The following is a 25,170-nucleotide window of genomic DNA, read 5'->3' as shown; positions in this document are numbered from 1 at the left end:
CCAACGCCTGCAGGCCATTGCCCATGAAAAAACCCGCTATCACACCGGTCCCTGCGTTGCTTCTCGGCGTCGGCTCACTGTTTCTGGGTGCCGTCAATGCCGCCACCCTGGATATTGCCATCGACTCCTCGCCAGCCGGACTGGATCCTCACCTGATCACGGCTTTCAATTCGGTTGTCATCGTGCAGAGTACCGTCTACGAAGGACTGACACGCATCGACAAGGACCTGTCCGTGGTGCCCGGCCTGGCCAGTAGCTGGACCGTCAGTGACGATGGAAAGCGCTATGAATTCACGCTGCCCGAAGGCGTCACCTTCCACGACGGTTCGGACTTCGATGCAGAAGATGTCGCCGCATCGATACGCCGCGTCCAGAGCGAGCAGATCGCATCCCCACTGGCCAGTCGGGTCACACCGATCACCAGCATGGAGGTACTTGACGACTTCACCATCGCTCTGAACCTGGATGAACCCTTCGCCGCCATCCTGTCCTCGCTCTCCGGCATCGCCATCGTACCGGCGGAGCTTGAGCTGGACAAACAGGCCCTGCAACAGATACCGGTGGGCACCGGACCGTTCAAGTTCGACAACTGGCAGCCCAACAGTCACATCAGCCTGACGAAATTCGATGATTACCGGGTCGACGGCTTGCCGAAGATCGATGAAGTCAAGGTGCACTTCGTGCCCGAGTCCGCCACTCGCCAGGTAGGCATCGGCAGCGGCGAATACGACCTGCTACCCGCCATCGACCCGGCAACCGCCCTGCAATTGCAGGCCAGCCCGGCAGTGACACTGCAGACCACTCGTGATGTGGCCTATACCCTGCTGGGCATGAATACCAGTCGCCCGCCACTGGATCAGGCGCCGGTCAGACGGGCCATCAACCATTTGCTGAATCGACAGGACATCATCAACGGTGCGCTGTTCGGCGCAGGCGTACCGGCCGGCCCGCTGTCCCCGGCACTGGCCACCTGGGCAGTGGATACGCAGGAGTTCGGGTGCTACCAGACCGACGTGGACAAGGCCACTGCCCTGTTCGAAGAGGCCAGTATCGACACACCGGTGAAACTGAGTCTGCTGGTACTGCCACGTCAGGATGCCCGCGATATCGCTCAGGTCATCCAGCAACAGCTGGCCGCCGGTGGCTTCGAGATCGAGCTGCTGAACAAGGAGATCGGTGAATTCGTGCAGGACTGGCGCAATTCGGACTTCGATCTGTTTGTCTCTGCCAACGGTGGCAGCCCGGACCCGGACGAATACTTCTACCGTACCTTTCGCAGCGGCGGATCAACCAATGTCTTCCAGTATGCCGACGCCGAGATCGATGCCTGGCTGGACGACGGGCGCAGACTGGTTGATCCGGATCAGCGCAAATCGGTCTACGACAAGGTGCAGACCAAGCTGGCCTGCGAAGGCCCCGTGGCCCATCTGGCCTACAGTGACATGACGACAGCGGTCGGCAACAAGGTCAGCGGCTTCGAGATACTCTCGACCGGCCGTCTGGCCAGCCTGCTCGATGCCAGCGTCGAGGACTGATGATCGGGTGAGCGTGACCAGGGCGGCCATCACACCGGAATACGCTGGATGACGATTCGCCAGTTCGTCACGCGCCTGCTCGAACTGCTGACAGTGCTGTTGGGTGTGTCGATCATCGTGTTCCTGATGATCCGCCTGATACCCGGTGATGCGGTGGCCATCATGCTGGGCGCCAACACCGAAATCACCCCCGAACGACTGCTGGAACTGCGTGCCAGGCTCGGGCTGGACCAGCCCCTGCCCCTGCAGTACCTGCAGTGGATAGGCGCTGCTCTGCAGGGAGACTTCGGCACCTCCATCTGGACGGGGCGCCCCATCACCAGCGAGATAGCCGCCAATATCTGGCCGACCCTGGAGTTGACGTTTCTGTCCATTCTGGTGGGCGCCAGTCTGTCTGTGCCCCTGGGTTGCTTCATGGCATCGGCCCGGGGCCGTGTCAGCGAACTGGCCGTTCGCATGGGAGCGATTGCCGGTCTGACCATCCCTTCCTTCTGGCTCGGTATCGTCATGATCTTTCTGGCTGCCAGCTGGTTTCCCGGCGTTTCGACCATCGGCCATGTGCCGTTTCTGGAAGACCCGCTGGCCAATCTGCAGCGCATGGCCCTGCCGGTCATTGCACTGAGCCTGCCGATGCTGGCCAATCTGTCGCGACTGGTCCGTTCTGCCATGCTCGATGCCTTGAGTCAGGACTACATCCGCACGGCACGCGCCAAGGGTGTCAGCCCACGAGGCATTGTCTATCGTCACGCGCTGCGCAACGCCCTGATTCCCTTTGTCACCAGCGTCGGCGTCTCCACCGGCTATCTGCTGGGAGGCTCGATCGTGATCGAACAGGTCTTTGCCATACCCGGGCTGGGCAGACTGGTTCTGGGGGCAATCGCCGAGCGCAACTATCCACTGGTGCAGGCAACGATTCTGGTGATGACCTTCGCGTTCGTCATGGTCAATTTCATCGTCGATCTGCTGTACCTGCTCATCGACCCACGCGTCAGTCATCGATGAAAGCCGTCGTGTTGCTGCAGCTTCTACGGCGAAACCCCTTGCTGGGCTTTGCCCTGCTGCTGGTGCTGCTCCAGGTGCTGCTGGCCTTGCTGGCACCGTTTCTGGGTTTTCAGGACCCCTATCATCAGGTCATGGTGCAGCGCATGAAACCACCGGGTGAACTGAACCTGCTGGGTACAGACCATCTGGGCCGGGATGTGCTGTCACGCATCGTGCATGGCTATCGCAGCTCCCTGCTGACCTGCTCGATGGCAGTGCTGCTGGCACTGCTGACAGGCGGCACGCTGGGACTGCTGGCAGGCTTCTATCGCGGCTGGTTCGATCGCGTCGTCATGCGTATCATGGATATCTTCTTCGCCTTTCCCATCATGCTGCTGGCCATCGGCGTCATTGCCATTCTCGGGCCCGGTCTGTGGGGTGCCGCGCTTGCCATCGGCATCGTCTATACGCCCATTTTCGCCCGTCTGCTGCGTGCGCCGGCACTGATCGTCAGCGAAAGCGAATACGTGATGAGTGCTCGTGCCATCGGCGCATCCGATGCTCGCATCCTGTTCCACCACATATTACCGAACCTCAGCTCACTGATTCTCGTGCAAACCAGCCTGCTGCTGTCGGCAGCGGTACTGGTGGAGGCCTCCCTGTCCTTTCTCGGTCTCGGCGCACAGCCGCCGGTACCGTCGCTCGGGCTGGCACTGTCGGAGGGGCGCAATTTTCTGATGCTCTCACCCTGGCCAGCCGTTTTCTCCGGGCTGGCCATCCTGTTTCTGTCGTTCGGTTTCAATCTGCTGGGCGATGCCTTGCGAGATACCCTCGATCCACGATTACGTGGCAATGAGTAGTAAACTGCCCACTTCACTCCATCAACCCACCAGACAAGACATCCATCACATGAGTCTCTTTGCAAACAAGCCGGCAGTTGGTCAGCCACTGCCAGAGCTGGACATCAAGCTGGTCGACGGCACATCGCTGACCGTTGGAACACCCAGCGACAAATACACCCTGCTGGTCGTCTACCGCGGCAAGCACTGCCCACGCTGCAAACGCTATCTGAACAAGCTGGAATCCATGTTGCCGGACTGGCAGGCCGCTGGCATGCGTGTCATCAGCCTGTCTGCAGACACACAGGAGCGAGCGGCAGCCGACGTCGAGGAATTCGGCTGGACGTTTCCGGTTGGCTACGACCTGTCCGAGGAGGACATGCGGCGCCTGGGCCTGTACATCACCGAACCGCTGAGCCCTGATGAAGCTCCCCGTCGCTTTGCCGAGCCGGGCATCTTCTGCCTGCGTCCCGATGGCGCTATCCAGATCGTCTGCCTGTCCAACGGACCCGCTGCACGACCAGACCTGGAAGAGCTGCTGGACGGCATGAATTTCAATATCAAGAACGATCGTCCGACTCGTGGAACCGTCGAATAGATGACTCAACACCAGAGACAGGAAGCGCCGTACGGTACCTGGGCATCGCCGATCACGGCCGAGATGCTGATCAGTGGTGGTTCCAGCATCACCGAAGTGGTGCCCGACGGTGACAGTGTCTGGTGGGCCGAGTCGCGCCCCTCTGAAGGGGGGCGCATTGCCATCATGCGCTGGCAGGATGATGTCACGCGGGAAGTCACGCCCGTGGAGACCAATGTTCGCACTCTGATGCACGAGTACGGCGGTGGCGCCTGGTGGGCCGGCAACGGCACCCTGTGGTACGTCGATTACGCCGACCAGCGACTCAGATCGCTCGAACCGGGACAATCTCCACGACTTCTTTCGCCTGCCCCCGCCCGGGAACGTGCCTTGCGCTATGCGGACATGCGACCCACACCCGATGGTCACTGGCTGATAGCGGTTGTCGAACGACATGACAGTGCCGGCGATGACGAAGCAGTGATGCCGGAGAACCTGATCATGGCCATTGCCACCGACGGTTCCGGAAACTGTATCGAGCTGGCTACCGGCAGCGATTTCTACGGTTCACCCTGCATTGCGCCCGATGGCCGATCACTCGCGTGGGTGGAATGGCAACACCCGAACATGCCCTGGGACGACAGTTGCCTGAAGCTGGCCCAACTGGAGTCATCGGCTGAAGGCATTGCCATCAGTGATACCCGTGAGGTCGCCGGTGGTCAGAACGAGTCCATCGTCGAACCTTCCTGGTCTCCGGATGGCACCCTGCACTACCTGTCCGATCGCTCGGATCTGTGGCAGCTGTATGCACTCGGTCAGGCAGAACCGGTGCTGCAGGTCGATGGCGAAATCGGTTACCCACCCTGGGTCCACGGACTCATGCGCTATGGCTTCGATACCCGAGGCAAGGCGCTGGCGGCCTGTTTCAAGGGAGGCATCGACCATCTACCCGGTTTTCCGGAAGGCACCAGTTTCCACTCGGTACGCTTCTCGGGAGACAGACTTGCGTTTTCATGTGCGTCCTGGACGCAGGAGTCCGCCGTGTATTTCGACGGGCAATGGGTCAGCACCCCCAGGCGGCTACCCTTTTCAGACGACTTTCTGCCCGCACCGGAGGTCATCAGTTTTCCGACCGGCGGCAATGCGGACGACACAGCTCATGCATTGTATTATGCACCGGCCCATCCGGACTATCAGGCGCCTGCCGGCACCCGACCACCACTGATCGTGCTGGCACATGGCGGACCGACATCAGCAGCCCGTTCCCAGGTGTCGCTGGCTCAGCGCTTCTGGACCAGCCGTGGATTTGCCGTCGTCGATGTCAACTATCGGGGCAGCAGCGGTTTCGGGCGAGCCTACCGCAAGAAACTCGAGGGTGAATGGGGAATCGCCGATGTACAGGATTGTGTGGCTGTCGCCAATTACCTGGTGGCTCGCGGCGATGTCGATGCCGACAGACTCATCATTCGAGGTGGCAGCGCTGGTGGATTTACCGTGCTCTCGGCACTGGCCTTTCACGACACCTTCACCGCCGGCACCAGCCTGTACGGTGTGGCCGACCTGGAAGCACTGGCCAACGATACGCACAAGTTCGAATCACGTTATCTGGACAGCCTGATCGGCGCCTGGCCGCAGGATGCCGAGGTCTACGCCGAACGCTCGCCAATCAACCACCTGGAAGGATTCAGCGCTCCGATGATCGTCATGCAGGGTTCGGATGACAGGATCGTGCCACCCAACCAGTCACGCATGATCGTCGATGCACTCGACGCCCGCAAACTGCCGGTAGCCTACCTCGAATTCGACGGCGAGCAACATGGTTTTCGACAAGCCTCGACCATCATGACGGCCATCCGATCGGAACTGAGCTTCTACGGGCAGGTGTTCGGGTTCGAACCATCGGGAGAAACGGTACCGGTTGATATCCGCAATCTGTCACCGGAATGCTGAGGATACACCTCGTGTGTAGGGTCTGTGCGGTGGAGAATGCCAGGGTCTACACCGCAACTTTCTCATGCACCGGGAGTCGAATCGACAAGTGGTCCGTGATGTGACAGGCAATGCACGTAGATCCTGGCATTCACGGTATGACAACATGGATCCATCCAAGAGGCCGATACGGATAATCTACACACCAGGCACTCTCGACAGGAACGTTGCCCTGCTTTGCTGTACCTTTCAGAGTAGCGCCCGTTTCTGCCGCCTCGGCGGTCCATCCACGAATCAGGAGTACTGTCCTTGATCGTACGTATTCTAGCCGTCATCGTTCTGTGTACCAGCATTCCTGCGCTGCATGCGCAGGAGGCAGCCTACACCACAGGTATCGCCAGACAGACGATTCCGAGCCTGATCGACTGCGGTCCGGAATTTCGCAACAGCGCCGTGGGTGAAATCAAATCCAACGAAAGCCGTGTACGCACAGTACCGGCGGCAACGAACTTCGAATCGGCCCCGAAGGCATCGGATCTGTTCAACGAGTGTGGTGGTTCCGAACTCTCGTCAAGCTCGCAACTCGATTTGCAGGACATTCCCTTGCTGGATGCTGGCGGCAGTGAGGAATTCGTGATGTACCTGCTCGCAGACAATTATTTCGAACTGCATGTCAACGGCAAGCTGCTGGCGGTGGATCCCGTGCCGTATACACCGCTGAATTCCAGCGTCGTGCGATTCAAGGCCGACCGGCCACTCACGATTGCCGTCATGGCGGTCGACTGGGAGGAGAACCTGGGACTGGGCTCGGAGAACCACAGTGGTCTGGCTTTCAATCCGGGTAAGGGTGGCTTCATCGCTCATCTGCAGGATGCCTCCGGGAACTCCGTGGCGATCACCAACAGACGCTGGCGTGCACAGACCTTCTATACCTCACCGCTGAAGAATCGCAACTGCCTGGTCGCCTCTCGCCAGATTCGGCGCAGCACACCGTGTGATACACGCGGAGAGAATTATGCAGGGGGATTTTCCGGGGCTCACTGGAACCTGCCAACCGACTGGATGAGCCCCGCATTCAATGACAGCATCTGGCCTTCGGCCTCCATCCACTCCAACGCCAGTGTTGATGTCAGCAACTCTCCGGCCTATACCCGTTTCAGGGATATCTTCGACGCCGAGGGCGCGGATGCCAACTTCATCTGGACATCCAACCTGATGCTCGACAATCTGGTCATCTTGCGTACCACGGTCAATTGAATCCGGCGGTGGGCCGGCAACCGACGTGTTGCAGCACTAGTCAATCCGCCGCTGCTGCACGCGCTGCCCTGCCGACAGATCGGACGACGGATACAGAACCACCTGATCATCCTCGTCCAGCCCCTCCAGTACCTGGGCCTGTACACCATTGTTTCTACCTGCCTGAATGCTCTGCAACACGGTTCTCCCCTCATCAACACGGAAGACCGCCCACTCGCCGCGCTCGCGAAACAGCGCACTGGCCGGCACGATCAGACTGTCGTCCGATTCCCAGACAACGATTCGGGTCTCGATCCGAAATCCATGACCCAGCCCACGGTAGGACTCCGCATCACTGATCAGACGGATAACGGTGTTGACACGCTGCTCCTCAACGCCCAGTGCCGAGAATCTGGTAAAGGCGAAGGGATCGACCCGCAGCACCTCGCCATCGATGAGCCCCTCGCCACCCCAATCGTCCATGAACACTCGCTGGCCTGCCGATACCTGAACGGCATCGGTGGACAGCAGATCAACCACCACTTCCAGATTGCCATTGATATCCCCGATTTCCATGATGGGAGTTCCTGCAGGCAGGGTGGTTTCACTCTGCTGCAGGATGCGCAGAACCGAACCTGATGCCGGTGCGAGAATGGGAATATCGCCCTCTCCGGAAGCAGTCGCTGCATTCATCCCCTGATCATCGAAACCGATCAACTGCGCTTGCGCATTGGCCAGTTCAGCCTGACGCATGGCAATGGCCGCCTCGGCCGTATCCACATGGGCCTGCGCCACACGTGCTTCCTGCCGTGTGCGATCCACCGCGGCCTCGGTGGTCATGCCCTGTCTCGCCAGTTGACCGGTGCGATCCTGCTCCGAGCGCGCCAGATCCCGGTTGGCAATGGCCGCATTGAGATCCGCCCTGGCCACACGCAAGGAGGCATCGGCCGCAGCCACCAGCGCGCGGGCCTGCTCGCGCGTGCGCACATCCAGTGCTGCCGGGTTGCTCGGCCTCATGTAAGCGATAACCGTATCCCCCTTGTGCACTGTGGCCCCGGGATCGAGCTGCACCCGCAGCAACCTGCCTGCGACGGGTGTCGAGACCATGTAGGCGTCGCGTACTCGGGTCCGCCCTTCGTCATCGATGGTCAGGCGCATCGGCCCACGGTTCACCTCACCGATATCGATCAACGTAGGGCGAGGCCAGAATGCCACCAGGAGCGCAACGGCCAGAAGCAACAATGCCAGGAGGCTCAGATAGACACGTGAACGCTTTCTACTGTCCCACATGGCGCTCTACTCCTTCGTTTTCAATGCCGACACCATGTCGATGCGGTCGATATCCCGCTTCACCAGCCAGCCGGATGTGACGGCCGCAGTGATCACGACAAGGATTGCAAAACCATGACTGCCCGGATCCACGACAACAGGTATCTGGTAGAGATCCGTGGAAAAACCGGCTGCAATGCCGAATGACAGGTAAAAGCCCAGTATGGCACCCAGCGGCAGCGCTGCCAGCGTCACTACAAGCAGCTCACCCAGAAGAACGAAAGCGACTTCCGCGCGAGTGAAGCCGAGAACACGCAGGCTGGCCAGATCGTGGGCTCGTTCGGCGTGGGCGATGCGTGCCGTGTTGTACACGATGCCGAAGGTGATGACAAAGGCGATGGCCCCCATCACATAACGAATGGCACCTGCCCCCGAGTCCATCAGTTTCCTGAAGGCCAGACTGGCGTCCGCCTGACGACTGACACCGGCAACCGAGGGCAGATCACGCAAGGCTCGGTAAATCGATGCAGCTGCCATGGCATCGATGCTCAGATAGGCACCGGAGACTCGATGCGGCTCACGCAGGGCTCGATTCAGGGCATTCAGATCCATATACGCCGGCGAACCCAACAGACTCTCTGCTATTCCCGTCACAGGCAGTTGCAACACAGCTTGGTGAGCATCTCGCACCTCAACCGTCAGGGTGTCACCGGGGGCAACATGAAGCCAATCAGCCAGTGAACGGGACAGGGTGATGCCACCAGGCTGCATGATGATACCTGCAAGATTGCTATCGACCGCCCGGTACAGGCTGGCCTCTGCCGGAATACCCTCGATGGCACCACGATAGCTGTACAGACCATGTCGCAAGGTGGCAGACACGGTCCTCATCGCCTGAACCTGCAGCACGCCTGGCAGACGTTGCAGTTCGTGAAGCGAGGTGTCGGACAACGGGTGAATGAAAGTGACCGTGATATCGCTACGGTCCACCACGCCGAAAGCCAGCTGAATGGTACGATCGAATCCTGCAAGCATCGTCAGCATGGACAGGGAAAGGGCCATACCGCAGGCAATGCCCAAAACCGCCCCTGCCATACGACCCGGTTGTCGACTGACACGACGCCAGACCATTCGAGTGGGTTGGTCGAGCAGGCGGTTCAATGTCCCGCCAAAGCGCCCTGCTCGACTGAAATCCTGCGGTGCAGCCGCCTGCATGGCACTGGCTGGCGTCAGAGCGAATACCTGACGCAGAACCAGCAGCCCGCCACTGACAGCGGCCGCCAATGCAACACCGATGCCGGCAACAAAAGAAGACGGTTCAAGCTGAAAGACCAGAAACGGAAACTGGTAATAGGCCGCGTACACCTGAATCATCGCGCGCCCGGCGACAATACCCAGAATACAGCCCAGCAATGCGCCACCCGAAGCGATGAGCATGACCATCTTCAGATAATGCAAGGCGACTTCTGTGTTGCTGTAGCCGAATGCCTTCATCAGGCCGATCTCTGTTCGCTCGGCATGTACCATTCTGCTGATGACGATATAAAGCAGAAAGGCGGCAACCGCCATGAAGATCGGTGGTACGCCCACGGCTGCCGCAGACAGACCTTCGATCTCCTCCGTGATGAAGCGATTCGACACCTGATCGGCGAGCGGATAGGCCCCCGAGCCGCCATGAGGCGCCAGCATGCGATCCACCGCCGCCAGCACGGCTGCTTGCTTCGCTCCCCGTGACAACGCCAGGAGCACCTCGTTGATGGCTCCCTGCATGTCGAAGGTGGCAGCCATTGCTGCATGGCTCATCCAGATAACAGCGAATCGGGCATCATCAGGCACCAGCTCACTCGGGGCCGGGGTGTAGAGAAACTCGGGAGATTCTGCAAGCCCGGCAATACGCAGAGTACGCCGAAGACCATTCAGGGTGACTGACAGCTGATCACCCGGACGCAAGCCCCATGCCTGCGCAAAGTTGCGCAACAGCAGGATTTCGTCGCGTCGGTGACTGTCCTGACGCCGCCCGTCAGTCAGGTAGATGTCGTTGAGTCCGGGGTCACCAGAGTCCGGAAGCGACACTGCGCGTACCTGCACCGGCAGGTCCGAGCCCTCAGGATTGACCAGACCAGCACCAATGACCCTGCCTTCGACCGAGGCCACGCCATCAATCGATGCAAGCCTTGCCAGTATTGCCTCAGGTGCCCGGGTGACAGGCGCAAAGATGTCCGCCAGACGGTAGCGCTCGTAATAGGCTGCTCGCGTCTCGGTCAACGAGGAGACAAGGCCACTCATCATGACCAGCATCATCACCCCCATGGCGATGACCATGCCGATGGCCAGAACCTGACCTCGCATGCGCCGCAGATCACGCAGCAGCTTGCGATCAAGCGGGTTCACCACTCGATCTGATCGGGCGAGGACCTGTCTGCATTCAGAATGATTTCACGGACACCTCCATCGGAAAAATGGATCACCCGATCGGCCATTGCTGCCTGCGAAGCGGCGTGAGTGACGATGAGAACGGTAGTTCCCAGTGATTCGTTGACCTCCTGCAACACCTGCAGTACCGCCCTCCCGGTCTTGCTGTCCAGAGCACCGGTCGGTTCATCACAGAACAGTACTGCCGGTTGCTTGGCAACGGCGCGGGCAATGGCAACTCGTTGTTGTTCACCGCCAGAGAGCTGTGAGGGGAAATGATCGACTCGTGCTTCAAGACCGACCATGGCCAGGGCCTCATCAGGATCCATGGGATCACGAGCGATTTCGGTAACCAGCTCGACATTCTCTCTGGCCGTCAGGCTGGGCATCAGGTTGTAAAACTGAAAGACGAAGCCGATATGCTCGCGCCGGTACCGCGTCAGCTGAGCATCGGTCATATCGCTCAGATTCCGATCGTGAAAATGAACGCTGCCCTGGCTTGGCCGATCCAGTCCGCCGATGATGTTGAGTAGCGTTGATTTGCCACTGCCTGAAGGCCCCAGCAGCACGACAATCTCGCCCTGGGGGATATCCAGATCGACACCACGCAAGGCATGCACCACCGAGCGACCCTCACCATAGGTCTTGCTCAGGCCCGATACCCGATAGATCAGCGAATGCCGTGCATGTCCTGCTGCCTGCATGTCGGCACTCCCGGGGTTGTGGCGGGATGCCGTTGCCTGGCTGGCACTGTCGTCAGCGTTCACCAACCCGGATTGATGTCCCCTGCACAGAGTCATTGTCGTCCTCCGGTTCTCGAGGATCATTGGACGCGGGCAACACTCTGGAGGAGGCTGCACTTGCCAACAGTTTTCTCAGCATATCGGGTTCGCAGGGTTTGTGCAGCATCGGGTAACCGAGCAGCTTGATGTCCTTCAATCGCTCGGGGGCAATATCCCCGGTCAGGATGATGGCTGGAATCTCGGTCTGAAGATGCTCGCGGATGCGCCGGATGACATCGCCACCGGTCTCTCCCTGCCGCAGGCGGTAGTCACTGATGACAACGTCCGGCATCTCACCGATTTCATCCAGTTGCTGCAAGGCAGCGTCACCGGAAACGGCGGTCATGACAATGCATCCCCAGGTCTCGAGCAAGCCCTCTATCGCCAGGCAGACTTCCTCTTCATCATCGATGACCAGAACGAACAGGGAATCTACCTGCTCGCCAGGCGTTTCCACAAAGCCGACAGGCAGATATTGACACTTCGAGCGATCACCCAGAGGCATGCCGACCAGAAATCGTGCGCCGCCTCCGTCTGTGGATTCCGTGCGGATTTCCACGCTCAACAGAGCGGCCAGTCGCTTGACGATCGACAAGCCCAGGCCGATACCCTGGTTCCTGTCCCGCTCGACATTGCCCAATTGCACGAATTCCTCGAAAATCCGCTTTCTGTCTGCCTCCGGAATGCCAACCCCGGTATCCTCGATGGACAACCAGACACGACCTCTTTCCACCCGGGTGCTCAGCACCACCCCGCCTTCCTCGGTATAGCGTATGGCGTTACTGGCCAGGTTGCGGATCAGGCGTTCCAGCAACAATGCATCCGTGAAGATCACATGGTCAGCCAGCTCCACATCGAAAAACAGCTGCTTCTCCGCAGCAAGCGGCTTGAATTCCCCTTCGATCTGCGCAAGCAGACTGTCAAGATAGATATCCTTCTTTTCGACAGACAAGGTGCCGGCATCGAGTTTGGAGATATCCAGCAAGGCATTGAACAGATCTTCCAGAGATTTCACCGATGAATCGATCTGCGATACCAGCGTCTTGTGCTGCGTATCGCGGGTCTGCAATTCCAGTGTGGCCGTGAACAGACGCAGCGAGTGCAGTGGCTGGCGCAGATCATGGCTTGCGGCGGCCAGAAATTTCGATTTGGCGTGATTGGCCTGCTCTGCCAGCTCCAGCGCAGCCTCTGCCCGCTGCTTCTGTTCACGCAGACTTTCCAGCAGGTTCTGGTTCTCGTATCGCATGTTGATCGACTGCACGATCGATCCGCGGATACTGCGAGAGATACCCAGCGTGATGAAGAGATAGAGCAGAATCAGACCGGCAATCCAGTGGTATCCAACCTGTTCGAACCCGGAAAAGCGATACGCCACCGGCAGCATGATGGGAAAGATGTACATGACGTACATCGGCAACAGATGAACCACCGCCGCGGTTGCACTGGCCACCAGCCCGGTAACCATCATGACGACCAGCAGATTTCCCAGAGGGTCGTTCTCGGAGACAGCAAAGAACGAGATGACACCGAAACAGCAGGCAAAGGAGAACGACAACAAGGTGGCAAGCACAATGCGTCCCTTGACATTCTCCGCCGTGGTGCTTGTCTGGTTCCAGTGTCGCAGACACCTGAACCTCACGGCGCTGATCGTCAGAACCACGATCAGCCAGGTCAGCCGGAAGTGCAGGGGCAACTGATCATGCAAGGCCACGAACAGCGCCAGCGCTGCCAGCACCGACCCGGAGATGATCCAGACAAGGTTGCTGCACAGCAAGATGAACTTGTCGATCTGGGTGCCCTGCTCCCGCTGTTGCCATACTGGCAAGGGCCTCCCGACAAGCTCGCTCTGAGCGTCAACCGTCGGCATCGGTAACGACTCGATACAGGCGGCCATCGAAGTGAATGCGGTCGTTGTTCACGATCTTGCGACGCCGACGGAATTCGTCTTCGCCATTGACCTGCACCAGTCCCTCGTCAATCAGCAGCTTGGCTTCGGCCCCACTTGCCGCAAGCCCTTCGAACTTGAGGATCTTGTACAGCTCCACCGGCTCGCTACGCAGGAATACCGTGGAGCAGCTTTCTGCTTCGTCGTTGGATGGAGCCGGAGTCTGTACAGACATGTCTGAGTATCTACTTGCGTTTCAGCGCTCAGAGTACACCGAGCGCACCGAGCGGGGAAACCGCTAACCTAAACTTAATAACAGCCTGAAAGGTAAAAGCAAGTGACGTTTCTGTGTCGAATTGTAACAAGCGGGTACGATCGGGACCGCAACACCGCTGGCGATCAATGACTCTGTGTTCCGTGAGTCGCTACCCGCACGCCGAAACCTGTTTCACCGTGGAAACAGGCTACACCGTGCACCAAGATCAACTGGCTTTTGCCAGATCCATTTCATTGGCATTGATGGTGGTTATCAGCTCCTGCAACACCTCATCGGCCTTGTCATTGTCGATCTGACAGGTACCGGCAGCAGCATGCCCGCCACCGCCATACCGCAGCATCAACTCGCCGACATGTGTCTTGCAACTACGATCGAAGATCGATTTGCCGGTGGCGAAGACCGTGTTCTGCTGGCGGAAACCCCACAGTTGGTGAATGGAGATATTGCATTGTGGAAACAGTGCGTAGATGCTGAATCGACTGCCCGGATGAATGGTCTCTTCATTGCGCAGATCCAGCACGACCAGATTGCCGTGAACCGTACTGCAACGCAGAATCTGCTCCTTGAATGCGGCCTGGTGCTCTTCGTACAGTTCTATGCGTTCGCGTACGTCGGGCAGAGCGAGGATCTCGTCGATGGTGGATTCCTTGCAGTAATCGATCAGGGACATCATCAGCGCGTAGTTGGAAATGCGGAACTCGCGAAAGCGGCCCAGACCCGTACGTGAATCCATCAGCATGTTGAGCAGTTCCCAACCCGTGGGTTCCAGCACTTCCTGCATGCTGAACTGCGCGGAGTCGGCCTTGTCAACCGCTTCCATCATTTCGTCCCAGCTCTCGGGAAAGGTGGCATGCCCCCCGAAATGCTTCCAGACGACACGCGCCGCCGACGGAGCCTCGGCGTCGATGACATAGTTGTCGACACTGGTGTCATTCCGACGGGTTTCCGATTCATGGTGATCGAACACCATGTGCGCGCCCGCCACATACGGCAGATTGGTGGTGATATCACGCGGACCGATCTCGATCTTGCCGTCCTGCATGTCCTTGGGATGGACAAACTCGATATCATCGATCATGTCCAGATGCTTCAGCAAGACAGCGCAGACTAGTCCATCAAAGTCACTGCGTGTCACAAGTCGATAGAAATCGGTCATCAGAAGGTTTCAATCATCAGCAATTGTCTGTGAACTGGAATCGGCGACTTCACTGACGGGTTGAGCCGACTCGGGAAAACTGCGACTTTGCTGACTCCGGAGTGCAATCCAGTTCACAGAATAACAGGCCTGGCAGGATCTGCAGCCAGGCCCGTTCGCAACGCCGATGCCTTGCGCGGAAGACTATTTGCTGCCTTCCAGAGCTGCCTTCAGAGACAGGGCAAGTGCCGAAGGTTGTTCGCTGTTGCCGCTGAACGAATTGCCGGCCCCCTTCTGACGTCCCTGAGAAGAACCGCCGTTAAGGCGATCACGCGAGTCCGGGCGCTGCCCGGATCGACTGCCTCGCGGGTTCCGTTCACCGGAGCGGGCCCCTGAATCACGTGCAGCGGGCCGTCCACCGGCGCTCTCCGCATCATCACTCAGGCGCATGGAGAGCCCGATACGCTGTCGTTCGACATCGACGGCCATGACCTTGACCTTGACGATATCCCCGGCCTTGACCACATCCCGAGGATCCTTGACGTAGGTCTCGCTGAGTGCCGAAATATGGACCAGGCCATCCTGATGCACACCGACATCGACGAAGGCACCGAAGGCAGTCACATTGGTCACCTTGCCTTCCAGTACCTGATTGGGAACCAGATCGCTGACCTTCTCGACACCCTCGGCAAATTGCACTGCCCGGAATTCCGGCCGGGGATCGCGACCCGGTTTCTCCAGTTCCTTGAGAATATCCTGCACGGTCGGCAGACCGAATTGCTCATCGGTGTACTTTGCCGCATCGAGCGACTTCAGATAAGCAGTGTCGCCAATCAGTTGTTCCAGCGATTTGCCGGTGTCCTTGATGATGCGTTCAACCACCGGGTAGGCTTCAGGGTGTACTCCGGACGCATCCAGGGGGTCGCGACCATTGGGAATGCGCAGGAAGCCCGCCGCCTGCTCGAAGGCCTTGGGCCCGAGACGCGGAACCTTCTTCAATTCCTTGCGACTGGAAAACTTGCCCATCTCATCACGATAGGCCACGATGTTGCTGGCCAGTGTGGGGGTGAGGCCTGCCACACGCGACAGCAAGGCTGCCGAGGCCGTGTCCAGATCCACCCCAACCGAGTTCACGCAATCTTCCACGGTGGCATCCAGGCTTTTGGCCAGTGCGGTCTGCGAGACATCGTGCTGGTACTGACCGACGCCGATGGCCTTCGGATCGATCTTGACCAGTTCCGCCAGAGGATCCTGCAGACGCCTGGCAATCGAGATGGCTCCGCGAATGGTCACGTCCAGATCCGGAAACTCATCCTCGGCCTGTTTCGATGCGGAATAGACGGAGGCGCCGGCCTCGGACACGACCACCTTCGTCATCAGTCGAGATTGCCCGGCAGCCCCCTTGCGCATGCCGGCAATGAGCTCATCGGCCAGCTTCTCGGTTTCACGACTGGCGGTGCCGTTACCGATCGCAATGAGCTCCACCGAGTGTCTGGTACACAGGGCGCCCAGTGTCGCCATCGATTGCGCCCACTGCTGTTGCGGCTTGTGTGGATAGATGGCGGTGTGATCGACCACCTTGCCGGTAGCATCAATGACGGTCACCTTGACGCCGGATCGATAACCCGGATCCAGTCCCAGTGTCGGCCGAGGTCCGGCAGGTGCTGCGAGCAACAGGTCCTGCAGATTGGCGGCAAACACGCTGATGGCCTCTGCATCGGCCCGGGCACGCAATGCGCCGAGCAACTCGGTTTCCAGATGCAGTGACAACTTGATCTTCCAGGTCCATGCCACCACCTGCTGGCGCCAGTCATCCGCCGGGCGTCCCTCATGACGAAAGCCCAGATGCGACCCCACCAGGTTGACACAACCATCATCACCGAATTCATCGCCCTGTTTCAGTTGCAGACTCAGCGACAAGGCCCCTTCGGTGCGCCCTCGAAACATGGCAAGGGCGCGATGGCCGGGGACCCGTGCCAGCGCCTCCTGATGATCGAAATAGTCACGAAAATTGGCACCTTCCTGCTCCTGCCCCTTGACCAGAGACGCACACAGAAACCCCTGGTTCTGCAGCAATTCGCGCAGTCGTGCAATCAGGGAAGCATCTTCGGCAAAACGCTCCATCAGAATGGCGCGAGCGCCATCCAGTGCTGCCTTGGCATCTCTGATGGCTTCCTTGTCATCGGCCTCCGGTGAGGGGGTCAGATACTTTTCCGCTTCGCTGGCGGGGTCCACCATGGGCTCTTGCCAGAGCAATTCCGCCAGCGGCAGCAATCCGGCCTCGATGGCAATCTGCCCCTTGGTCCTGCGCTTCTTCTTGTACGGCAGGTAGAGATCTTCCAGCTCGGCCTTGGTGGCGGCGTCATGAATCTTCTGCCGCAGTGCGGCATCGAGTTTGCCCTGCTCGTCAATGGACGCCATGATGGTCGCGCGCCGATCATCAAGCTCACGCAGATACCCCAGGCGCTCTTCCAGTGTTCTGAGCTGGTTATCCGTGAGGCCACCGGTGAGCTCCTTGCGATAACGAGAGATGAAGGGCACCGTGGCACCACCATCCAGCAGTTCGATGGCCGCGCGTACCTGATGTTCACCGGCCTCTACTGCCTGTGCGATCTGGGAGGTAATACGATTGCTTGCGAGGCTTGCAATATCGCTCATGTCAATTTCGTGATTGTGTGTTTGTCGTGCCTGTCGTTGGAAGACAGGTATGCAGGAGATCGAAGTGTAGAAGTATATTGGCAGGAACTCGACAACGCACCCGCCATGGGGCGTCTGACGTGCCAGTTGCCGTCAGCTGGCGCTTGCGAGAGTGTTATCAGCCCAGTGAATGTCTGACCTGAATCAGCTCGGCCATGATCGAGATGGCAATCTCGGCAGATGTGCGACTGCCGATGGACAGCCCGATCGGGCCTCGCAGGCGAGCTATCGCATCGGCAGGCACATCCAGACCTGCCAGACGTTTGACACGCTTTTCGTAATTTCGCACCGAGCCCAGTGCACCGACATAGAACGCCTTGCCCGGCAAGGCTTCCAGCAAGGCCAGATCGTCGATATTGGGATCATGTGTCAGTGCCAGCACCGCACTGTGCGGATCATTGGCAAATTGCAGAACCGCATCATCCGGGCTGTCTGACAGAATGGCAACGGAGGGGACGTTCCAGGCTTCCCGGAAATGTTCCCGGGGTTCCACCACCAGCACTTCGAAATCGATGGCCTGTCCGAACTCCGCCGCAAAACGCGACAGCTGCCCGGCACCGACGATCAGCAATCGCCAGGAGGGGCCAAAAATCTGTCGCATGAGCTGTCCGTCCCAGCCGAATCGATCACTGCGACTTGCCGGTGCCAGGGTCGCCTCACTGTTACCGATGCTGACTTCGCGTCGTACCCGCTCTCGCCTGCCGAGCCGTTCCAGCAGATCCAGCAGCGCAGCAGCACTGTCCAGTGTTTCGAAAACCAGCTCCAGTTCACCACCGCAGGCCAGCCCGAATCGCCGGGCTTCCTCATCATCCACCTTGTGGGTGTGAGCACGGGACGCCGCCTGCCCGCGAAAGCTCTCCGACAACTGCTTTTCGACACAACCGCCCGAGACCGAGCCCACCAGTACACCGTCATCACGTACGGCCGCAATCGAACCGACCGGACGTGGCGATGATCCCCAGGTGCGAACCACCGTGACAAGTTCCACTCCATGACCCGCCTGCAACCAGACCAGTGCCTGTTCCAGTACCTCGAGGGCACCGTTCTTCATACCGAGACTCGTGCTCATCGGCAGGCGCAACCCGCAGCATGGATCCCGACCACCGCGGATGCGGCAAACGGCGCAGCCGGACATCCCGGTTCAGTGGCCACACCGCAAACCTTCGTCTTGATTGCATCGAACTGGAGCATGCCGTCATCAGTGTCCATGAATTCTCGTCTGACAGATTACCACTGCACTCTGTCGCTGGGGTAGAGCCGACTGATCACGCTCCGCGCAGCCATCAGGCATCGCCGTGTCCCCGTCAGACATGTTTGCGACCTTCCCGGGATACCTGACCCCTGTCAATTCAGTCATTCTGACGGCACTGTCACCGCCAAGAGGATCACCACACCCATGACGCATCTGACCGACATCGAGATTGCACGCGCCGCAACCAGTCAACCGATTCAGGAAATCGGCGAGAAGCTGGGTATCGATAGTGAACATCTGCTTCCCTACGGCCACGACAAGGCCAAGGTGTCGGCCGAATTCATCGCATCACTGAAGGACAGGCCCGATGGCAAGTTGATTCTGGTGACTGCCATCAACCCCACGCCTGCCGGTGAGGGCAAGACCACCACCACCGTGGGCCTGGGCGATGGCTTGAATGCCATCGGCAAGAAGACGGCCATCTGCATTCGCGAAGCATCGCTGGGACCGTGCTTCGGCATGAAGGGAGGTGCCGCCGGAGGCGGCTATGCGCAGGTCATACCGATGGAAGACATGAACCTGCATTTCACCGGCGACTTTCATGCCATCACCTCGGCACACAACCTGTTGTCGGCCATGATCGACAATCATATCTACTGGGGCAACAGTCTGGAGATCGATTCACGGCGAGTCGTCTGGCGCCGCGTTGTCGACATGAATGATCGCGCGCTGCGACAGATCACAACCAGCCTGGGAGGGGCTACCAACGGTTTTCCGCGCGAAGCCGGTTTCGATATCACGGTGGCATCCGAAGTCATGGCGATCCTCTGTCTGGCAAGCAGTCTGGAAGATCTGGAGCAACGTCTGGGCGATATCATCATCGCCTATCGCCGAGATCTGAGCCCAGTGTACTGCCGGGATCTCAAGGCCGATGGGGCCATGACGGTATTGCTCAAGGATGCCATGCAACCCAATCTGGTACAGACGCTGGAGAACAATCCGGCCTTCGTCCACGGCGGCCCCTTTGCCAACATTGCGCACGGTTGCAATTCGGTGGTAGCCACACAAACGGCATTGAAGCTTGCCGACTACGTGGTCACCGAGGCCGGTTTCGGTGCCGACCTGGGTGCCGAGAAATTCATGAACATCAAATGCCGCAAGGCAGGCCTGTCACCCGATGCCGTGGTGGTCGTGGCCACGGTAAGGGCCATGAAGATGAATGGCGGCGTGGCGCGCGAGGATCTCGGTGAAGAGAATATCCAGGCCGTGAAACAAGGCTGTGCCAATCTGGGTCGGCATGTGGAAAATGTCAAATCCTTCGGTGTGCCGGTGGTTGTCGCCATCAATCATTTCGTCACCGACACCGAGTCTGAAATCGATGCGATCAGACAATTCGTCCGTACACTCGGTTCAGAGGCCATTGTCTGCAAGCACTGGGCGCAGGGCTCGGAGGGAACGCGGGAGCTGGCGACACGCATCGCCGCCATAGCCGATTCCGGTTCCTCCCAGTTCAGTCCGCTCTATCCTGATGACATGCCGTTGTTCGAAAAGATCGAAACCATTGCCAAGCGCATATACCGCGCCGATGATGTACTGGCGGACAAGAAGGTGCGTGAGCAGCTTCGCCAATGGGAAAATGCCGGGTACGGACATCTGCCGATCTGCATGGCAAAGACGCAATACAGCTTCTCGACTGATCAGAACCTGCGTGGTGCACCGACGGGGCATTCGGTGCCGATCAGAGAGGTACGCCTCTCGGCTGGAGCCGGGTTTGTTGTCGTGGTCTGTGGCGAGATCATGACGATGCCCGGATTGCCCAAAGTGCCGTCAGCCGAAGTCATCCGGCTCAATGATTCAGGACAGATCGAAGGACTGTTCTGAACACCTGCTGGCGGCTGCACGCCTCACGCGAGGGCATGAATGTGTCAAGATATGGCAGGGCTCCTTCCGGCCCTGCCATTGCTTCCATTGTCCAGCATGTCATACGAATCAGATGACGCCATAGGCGATCTGCAGTTTCCAGCCGATTTCCTGTTCGGCGTCGCAACAGCCGCCTATCAGATAGAAGGGGCGGTTCTGGAAGATGGGCGCGGTGCCTCCATCTGGGATACGTTTTCACATACGCCCGGGCGGGTTCACAACGGCGATACCGGCGATGTCGCCTGCGATCATTATCATCGCTGGGCTTCGGATCTCGATCTGACGGCCTCTCTGGGTGTCGACGCCTACCGCTTCTCGATAGCCTGGCCCCGCCTGTTTCCGCGTGGTAGCGGACAGCTCAACGATCGCGGACTCGCCTTCTATGACCGACTGATAGACGGCTGTCTGGAACGCGGATTGAAGGCCTATCCCACGCTCTACCACTGGGATCTGCCGCAAGCGCTTGCCGACAAGGGCGGCTGGAAAAACCGCGCCACCGCCGATGCCTTCGCACACTACGCCGCAACGGTCATGGATCATTTCGGTGACCGGATCAGTGCGGTATCCACCTTCAATGAGCCCTGGTGTTCGTCCATCCTCAGTCATCTGTACGGCATACATGCACCTGGGGAAAAGAACCTCGACTCCGCCCTGGCCGTGCTGCATGGCCAGCATGTCGCTCACGGTCTGTCCGTTCAGGCGATGCGCGCCAGTCGTGACACGGTGCCACTGGGCATCGTTCTGAACCTGCAGTCTCTGTACCCGGCCACCGATCGGGACCGTGACATCGAGGCCTGCAGACGGCATGGCACGTTTCACAACGGCCTGTTTCTCGACCCCTTGTTCAAGGGCGAGTACCCGGCCGAAGCCATCGAGCATCTGGGTGATCGCCTGCCAGAGGGCTGGCAGGATGAGATGAGAACCATTGCGCAGCCACTGGATTACTGGGGTCTGAACTACTACACCCCGTTCCACATCGCCGATGCCAACAACTCGCAAGCGGATTACCCGGCCAGCATTCAGATCGACAATCCGGATGTTGTCCGGACGGATATCGGTTGGGAAGTCGACGGACGCAGCTTCCACGACCTTCTGGTGGATATCAACGATCGCTACACCCTGCCTCCGTGTTACATCACCGAAAACGGCGCGGCGTACAACCATGGCGTACAGAACGGCAAGGTTGAAGACCAGCCACGCATCGATTACATGCAGCAACACCTGGCAGCTGTTCGCGACGCCATGCAGGCTGGTGTCGACGTGCGAGGTTATTTCGCCTGGAGTCTGATGGACAATTTCGAGTGGGCCGAAGGCTACAACATGCGTTTCGGTCTGATACATGTCGACTATGAAACCCAGAAACGCACGCTCAAGCAAAGTGCGCACTGGTATCAGGCGCTGATCGAAGAAAACCGCTGACCTTCAACGTGCACTCTCCCTCGGGGATGAGCCTGTGCCCCAGGCTTCGCCCTTGCGGCCATGATCGAGCATGACACTCGGCTCTGTTGCGGCGCTGGTCGAGAAACCAGGGCACAGGGTTATGCTCGATGCGATCTTGGCAGAGAACTTGTAGGAGTTTGCCCCACAAGCCGGAGGCACTGCTTGCGCTGATTGTTATCTGAGTCATTGCTTGCCGAGCTTATTGCCGGCTGTGTCTGGCACCCCACATGGAGGCTCGAGTGCAAGAATGAGCAATATTCTGATCGTAGACAGTGACACCAATGCCGGGCAGGAAGCCTGCCAGGCGCTGGCCGCCGAACGTCCCGACTGGACCGTCGAGCACGCGGATTCCGGCAGCAAGACACTGCAACTCATTGCCGCAGCCGTTGGCAGCAAAGCCATTGACGTCATCGTTTGCGAGGCCAATCTGAAGGACATGGCCAGTTTCGACCTGCTCGAACAGATTCGTGTGGAAAACGAACAGACCATCCGGCTGACTCTGACAGCCAATGCCGATACCGAAGCCGTCCTTGGCAACGCACGGGCCAACCAGAGGTTTCTGCTGAAACCTTTCTGCGCCGCTCATCTGGCCACAACCATCGAACGCTCCATGCGACTTCGCCAGTCGATGCAAGCCGACAATCTGAAGAAATACATGAGCTCGGTATCCTCGATACCGGCCATACCGGCCATTTACGATCAGATGATGCAGGAGTTGTCCTCCCCTCACAGCTCCTTGCTGAAGGTCGGCGAGATCGTCGAAAGCGACACGGGACTGACTCTCACGGTACTGAAAGTCGTCAATTCGGCGTTTTACGGTATCAACAAACGCGTTGAGTCGGTTGGCCAGGCGGTAACACTGCTCGGTGTGCACCTGATCAAGAACATCACTCTCACCACCAAGGTGTTTGCCCGTTTCGATGGCAGCACACTCAGTGCAAGCCGTCTGTCCCAGCTCAACAGCGAAGCAATGCGCATCGGCGCGCTGTGCAACCAGTTCGCCCGCTACGCCAGACTGCCCAGAAGCTCGGTTGATCACTGCCAGATCGCCGGCATGATGTCCAATGTGGGTGAACTGGTCACCGCCGTACAGAAACAGAATGCCGTACTCGATGGTTCCTTGAGTCCGGAGCTGGTTGGCGCCAGCATACTGCATGGCTGGTTCATGCCCGACGCCGTCGTGGAGGCCGTTGCCTTGCAGAACGAATCACCACCACGCAGTGTGGATATCATCACACCGCTGATGGTTCTGCACAGCATCCGCTATCTGCAAGCGAACTTCACACAGACCAGTGACGCCCAGCAGGAACAGGCATGCAGGGATTATCTGCACGAATTCATACCGGAAAAAGTGGTCGACTCCTGGCTGGATGCCTACAAGGCCATCGAACAACTGACAGCGGATACATCCTCACGCGCTGCCTGAAAGCACACCAGATACACGCATGGAGTGTGTATCGAGGTCATCAACTGCCCTGTAGCAACGCTGCAGAGTGTGCAATGATACCGGGGTAGACTCCCGCTCCAGCGACGTCCCGGTAAAGCGCATACGCTCCGCATGTACACTCTCACCCCCGCACAGATTTCCCGGCTGACCGCCTTGCGCCATGACTTCCATCGGCAACCGGAGATCTCTGGTCATGAAGAGCAGACGGCAGCGCGAATCGTTCAGGAACTGAGCACCATGGGTGCCGATCTCATCTGGAAGAATCTGGGCGGTCACGGGGTTGCTGCCGAATTCCGCGGCAAGGAGGACGGACCAACAGTCATGATCCGCTGCGAACTGGACGCCTTACCCATCGTCGAACAGTCCACCCTTCCCTATCGTTCTGAAATTCCGGGCAAGGCACACCTCTGCGGTCATGACGGCCACATGTGCATTGTTCTGGGTGTGGGACTTGGACTGATGCAGCGACCCAGCCGAGGTCGCGTGGTCTTGCTGTTCCAGCCGGCAGAGGAGACCGGCGTTGGCGCTCAAGCCGTTATCGAGGATCCTCGCTGGCCACAGATTCGGCCAGACTATGCATTCTCCTACCATAATGTACCGGGCCGACCATTGGCCGAGATCGGCCTCCGCCAGGGTCCCGCCAACTGCGCGTCGCGAGGAATGCAGATCCGCTTTCACGGAAAGACATCCCACGCCGCAGCACCTGAAGATGGCATCTCGCCCGGCCAGGCAATGGCCAGCCTTGTCCAGCAGTTTTCAACCCTGAGTACCGGCAGTATTTCAGATAGCGATTATGCCTTGTGCACATTGACGCATGTGCGACTGGGCGAGCCGACGTTCGGAGTTGCTCCAGGTGAAGGTGAGATGCGTCTGACTCTGCGCTGCATGACCGACACAGGCATGGCCGAATTGATCGGTCAGGTAGAAACGATGCTGGACGCCATTAGCGAACCTCTGGACATCAGCATTACCTGGCATGACATTTTTCCGAGCTCGGAGAATGATGTCGAAGCCACGGATATCGCCCGTCAGGCTGCACGGGTTCGGGGGCTCGACATTCATGAAATGGATCAGCCGATGCGCTGGTCCGAGGATTTCGGACGCTTTGCCCTGCAAGGTGTCAAGTCAACGATGATGTTTCTGGGAGCTGGCGAATCTCAGCCACAGCTGCACAATCCCGACTATGACTTCCCCGATGCCCTGATACCGACTGGCACCGAGCTTCTGCTCGACACCATCCACCGGGTTCTCGATTGCTCGAGGCCATGACGATTCTGCCCGCACCTTGTCCGAACTTCCCCACAATCCGCCTGCTCCCTGCCCGTAATCTGTCTGCACCCTGTCCGTAGCCTTGTCAGTAGTCACTTGTGAATCCATCTGGCCAGTACGCGGCAGCAGGTGCTGACACTGCGCATGCAGAGTGCTGATCGTTCGAGTGTGTCAATGGTCATCGTTAGCGGCTTCAGTTAGGCTGACCCTCTGCCCTTGGTGACCATTGCCAGGTCCGTCAGGTGTTCATTATTGACACGATGTCAGGCCTGCGAGAATTGACGCCCAGCACTGCAATGGTGGTATATTATTGCCGGACTTTGCAATGGTGGTATATTCTCTGACCCG

At 58.9% G+C, this 25,170-nt stretch carries 18 protein-coding genes; 10 read left to right on the top strand and 8 right to left on the bottom strand.

All coding sequences use genetic code 11. From position 1 onward, the window contains the following. Positions 1–23 precede the first annotated feature (23 nt). From ACUNV4_RS09075 to ACUNV4_RS09050, 6 genes are all read left to right on the top strand, one after another. Positions 24–1,535 carry an ABC transporter substrate-binding protein gene (locus ACUNV4_RS09075; RefSeq protein ID WP_430878194.1) on the top strand — a complete coding sequence of 504 codons (1,512 nt, stop codon included), beginning with the start codon at positions 24–26 and terminating at the stop codon, positions 1,533–1,535. A gap of 48 nt (positions 1,536–1,583) precedes the next feature. Then, positions 1,584–2,537 (top strand): ABC transporter permease, encoded by a 954-nt coding sequence (locus ACUNV4_RS09070; protein WP_430878193.1) that lies wholly within the window; start codon positions 1,584–1,586, stop codon positions 2,535–2,537. Continuing rightward, the gene (locus ACUNV4_RS09065; RefSeq protein ID WP_430878192.1) at positions 2,534–3,376 is read left to right on the top strand and encodes an ABC transporter permease; all 843 of its coding nucleotides are present in this window, start codon (positions 2,534–2,536) and stop codon (positions 3,374–3,376) included. Before ACUNV4_RS09070 ends, ACUNV4_RS09065 begins: the two co-directional genes overlap by 4 nt. A gap of 49 nt (positions 3,377–3,425) precedes the next feature. Then, entirely contained in the window at positions 3,426–3,953 is a 528-nt protein-coding gene (locus ACUNV4_RS09060) for a redoxin domain-containing protein (protein WP_430878191.1), read from the top strand. Next, a complete protein-coding gene (locus ACUNV4_RS09055) occupies positions 3,954–5,882 on the top strand; it encodes a S9 family peptidase (RefSeq protein WP_430878190.1) in 1,929 nt (642 codons plus the stop codon). It abuts the gene before it with no gap. A 288-nt stretch (positions 5,883–6,170) separates the two neighbouring features. Continuing rightward, a complete protein-coding gene (locus ACUNV4_RS09050) occupies positions 6,171–7,118 on the top strand; it encodes a hypothetical protein (protein ID WP_430878189.1) in 948 nt (315 codons plus the stop codon). Positions 7,119–7,154: 36 nt separating this feature from the next. Here the strand turns inward: ACUNV4_RS09050 and ACUNV4_RS09045 are convergent, their stop codons facing one another. The 8 genes from ACUNV4_RS09045 to ACUNV4_RS09010 all read right to left on the bottom strand — a co-directional run bounded on the left by ACUNV4_RS09045 (position 7,155) and on the right by ACUNV4_RS09010 (position 18,605). Continuing rightward, positions 7,155–8,387 (bottom strand): efflux RND transporter periplasmic adaptor subunit, encoded by a 1,233-nt coding sequence (locus ACUNV4_RS09045; protein ID WP_430878188.1) that lies wholly within the window; start codon positions 8,385–8,387, stop codon positions 7,155–7,157. Positions 8,388–8,393: 6 nt separating this feature from the next. Then, entirely contained in the window at positions 8,394–10,757 is a 2,364-nt protein-coding gene (locus ACUNV4_RS09040) for an ABC transporter permease (RefSeq protein ID WP_430878187.1), read from the bottom strand. Continuing rightward, entirely contained in the window at positions 10,754–11,482 is a 729-nt protein-coding gene (locus ACUNV4_RS09035) for an ABC transporter ATP-binding protein (protein WP_430878303.1), read from the bottom strand. The genes ACUNV4_RS09040 and ACUNV4_RS09035 overlap by 4 nt, the downstream gene beginning before the upstream one ends. A gap of 52 nt (positions 11,483–11,534) precedes the next feature. After that, positions 11,535–13,385, bottom strand: coding sequence for an ATP-binding response regulator (locus ACUNV4_RS09030; protein ID WP_430878186.1), 1,851 nt, complete (start codon positions 13,383–13,385; stop codon positions 11,535–11,537). 28 nt (positions 13,386–13,413) lie between these two features. Continuing rightward, positions 13,414–13,680, bottom strand: coding sequence for an RNA-binding S4 domain-containing protein (locus tag ACUNV4_RS09025; protein WP_430878185.1), 267 nt, complete (start codon positions 13,678–13,680; stop codon positions 13,414–13,416). A gap of 247 nt (positions 13,681–13,927) precedes the next feature. Further along, positions 13,928–14,878: an exopolyphosphatase gene (locus ACUNV4_RS09020; RefSeq protein ID WP_430878184.1), complete on the bottom strand. Its 951-nt coding sequence runs from the start codon at positions 14,876–14,878 to the stop codon at positions 13,928–13,930. Between the two features lie 183 nt (positions 14,879–15,061). Then, positions 15,062–17,515, bottom strand: a complete 2,454-nt coding sequence (locus ACUNV4_RS09015) for a Tex family protein (RefSeq protein WP_430878183.1) — start codon at positions 17,513–17,515, stop codon at positions 15,062–15,064. 157 nt (positions 17,516–17,672) lie between these two features. Beyond that, positions 17,673–18,605: an XdhC family protein gene (locus tag ACUNV4_RS09010; protein ID WP_430878182.1), complete on the bottom strand. Its 933-nt coding sequence runs from the start codon at positions 18,603–18,605 to the stop codon at positions 17,673–17,675. A gap of 345 nt (positions 18,606–18,950) precedes the next feature. Here ACUNV4_RS09010 and ACUNV4_RS09005 point away from each other — a divergent pair, with 345 nt between their 5' ends. From ACUNV4_RS09005 to ACUNV4_RS08990, 4 genes are all read left to right on the top strand, one after another. Next, positions 18,951–20,627, top strand: a complete 1,677-nt coding sequence (locus ACUNV4_RS09005) for a formate--tetrahydrofolate ligase (RefSeq protein WP_430878181.1) — start codon at positions 18,951–18,953, stop codon at positions 20,625–20,627. A gap of 96 nt (positions 20,628–20,723) precedes the next feature. Beyond that, the gene (locus ACUNV4_RS09000; protein WP_430878180.1) at positions 20,724–22,085 is read left to right on the top strand and encodes a GH1 family beta-glucosidase; all 1,362 of its coding nucleotides are present in this window, start codon (positions 20,724–20,726) and stop codon (positions 22,083–22,085) included. Positions 22,086–22,353: 268 nt separating this feature from the next. After that, positions 22,354–23,532, top strand: a complete 1,179-nt coding sequence (locus tag ACUNV4_RS08995; protein ID WP_430878179.1) for an HDOD domain-containing protein — start codon at positions 22,354–22,356, stop codon at positions 23,530–23,532. Between the two features lie 132 nt (positions 23,533–23,664). Continuing rightward, positions 23,665–24,822 carry an amidohydrolase gene (locus tag ACUNV4_RS08990; protein WP_430878178.1) on the top strand — a complete coding sequence of 386 codons (1,158 nt, stop codon included), beginning with the start codon at positions 23,665–23,667 and terminating at the stop codon, positions 24,820–24,822. Positions 24,823–25,170 lie beyond the last annotated feature (348 nt).

Source organism: Granulosicoccus sp. 3-233 (assembly GCF_052681095.1).
Note: the sequence above shows the minus strand (reverse complement) of the source record. Positions and strands in the feature narration are given on the sequence as shown.

Excerpts from the sequence above, each read along its gene's own strand:
- ACUNV4_RS09010 (WP_430878182.1), bottom strand. The coding sequence starts at position 18,605 with ATGAAGAACGGTGCCCTCGAGGTACTGGAACAGGCACTGGTCTGGTTG.
- ACUNV4_RS08995 (WP_430878179.1), top strand. The coding sequence starts at position 22,354 with ATGAGCAATATTCTGATCGTAGACAGTGACACCAATGCCGGGCAGGAA.
- ACUNV4_RS09015 (WP_430878183.1), bottom strand. The coding sequence starts at position 17,515 with ATGAGCGATATTGCAAGCCTCGCAAGCAATCGTATTACCTCCCAGATC.
- ACUNV4_RS09000 (WP_430878180.1), top strand. The coding sequence starts at position 20,724 with ATGTCATACGAATCAGATGACGCCATAGGCGATCTGCAGTTTCCAGCC.
- ACUNV4_RS09045 (WP_430878188.1), bottom strand. The coding sequence starts at position 8,387 with ATGTGGGACAGTAGAAAGCGTTCACGTGTCTATCTGAGCCTCCTGGCA.
- ACUNV4_RS09075 (WP_430878194.1), top strand. The coding sequence starts at position 24 with ATGAAAAAACCCGCTATCACACCGGTCCCTGCGTTGCTTCTCGGCGTC.
- ACUNV4_RS08990 (WP_430878178.1), top strand. The coding sequence starts at position 23,665 with ATGTACACTCTCACCCCCGCACAGATTTCCCGGCTGACCGCCTTGCGC.
- ACUNV4_RS09070 (WP_430878193.1), top strand. The coding sequence starts at position 1,584 with ATGACGATTCGCCAGTTCGTCACGCGCCTGCTCGAACTGCTGACAGTG.
- ACUNV4_RS09035 (WP_430878303.1), bottom strand. The coding sequence starts at position 11,482 with ATGCAGGCAGCAGGACATGCACGGCATTCGCTGATCTATCGGGTATCG.
- ACUNV4_RS09060 (WP_430878191.1), top strand. The coding sequence starts at position 3,426 with ATGAGTCTCTTTGCAAACAAGCCGGCAGTTGGTCAGCCACTGCCAGAG.
- ACUNV4_RS09055 (WP_430878190.1), top strand. The coding sequence starts at position 3,954 with ATGACTCAACACCAGAGACAGGAAGCGCCGTACGGTACCTGGGCATCG.
- ACUNV4_RS09065 (WP_430878192.1), top strand. The coding sequence starts at position 2,534 with ATGAAAGCCGTCGTGTTGCTGCAGCTTCTACGGCGAAACCCCTTGCTG.
- ACUNV4_RS09020 (WP_430878184.1), bottom strand. The coding sequence starts at position 14,878 with ATGACCGATTTCTATCGACTTGTGACACGCAGTGACTTTGATGGACTA.
- ACUNV4_RS09025 (WP_430878185.1), bottom strand. The coding sequence starts at position 13,680 with ATGTCTGTACAGACTCCGGCTCCATCCAACGACGAAGCAGAAAGCTGC.
- ACUNV4_RS09005 (WP_430878181.1), top strand. The coding sequence starts at position 18,951 with ATGACGCATCTGACCGACATCGAGATTGCACGCGCCGCAACCAGTCAA.